Origin of the sequence: Streptomyces sp. ADMS, from assembly GCF_033441795.1 — a bacterium.
Lineage (GTDB): Bacteria > Actinomycetota > Actinomycetes > Streptomycetales > Streptomycetaceae > Streptomyces.
The window spans coordinates 1-827 of the sequence record NZ_JAVFVX010000353.1; the positions used below are offsets into that span (position 1 = coordinate 1).

At 67.1% G+C, this 827-nt stretch carries 1 pseudogene; it reads left to right on the forward strand.

Annotated elements, in window-relative coordinates:
- Nucleotides 1–614 precede the first annotated feature (614 nt).
- Nucleotides 615–827 (forward strand): annotated as a pseudogene (locus RB628_RS40970) (DNA-directed RNA polymerase subunit alpha); the annotation flags it as partial.

Consider the following 827-nt stretch of genomic DNA (forward strand, 5'->3'; position numbering starts at 1 on the left):
GCCCACGCACACCAGCCCCGTGACCAGCAACTTCAGCTTGCACACCTCTCACTGGGGCGCCGTACTCGTCGCGAAACATCCTGCAACCCCTTCAACGGGGCGAGGCGGCGGACTCCCGTCCTGACGCGTGGACCACCCGTGACCGGCCCGGCTCGATCACCGTCCCCGCCGGTGGCGACGTCATAGGTCGAGGACACCGGCATCATCCGCGAAGAGCACGCCCCGTGGCTGGACGCCACGGTGTGGATATGCGGCCCACGTCCATGCGCCGACTGGCGAATGTGACGGCCCAGGTTTCCGTCGGGTGGGCGACGCCGAGAGGGCTCTTCGAGGTCCCAGCGCCGCGGTTCTCACAACGCCAAGGACGCTGCCCGCCCGCGCTGCGAGCCCTGGTGAACACGGATTCCTTCACCCCGGTTCAGGGCTGCAGCCCCTGGATCACCGGCCTCACCAAGTGCAGGACCCCGAGGTCACATCTGCGATGGCCGCCTTCCCGATGGGCTGGAGTCGGGCGGCTCGGCCTCTTCGGAGCCCGTATCGTTCGTATCGCCCGTACCCTTCATCGTGTCTACGGCGTCACATAGCGGGCGCCAAACCACTGGAGGCAACACCCCGTGCTGATTGCTCAGCGTCCGTCCCTGACCGAAGAAGTCGTCGACGAGTTCCGCTCGCGGTTCGTGATCGAGCCGCTGGAGCCCGGTTTCGGCTACACACTCGGCAACTCTCTGCGCCGTACGCTCCTCTCCTCGATCCCGGGTGCGGCGGTCACGTCCATCCGTGTCGACGGCGTTCTGCACGAGTTCACCACCGTGCCGGGCGTCAAGGAA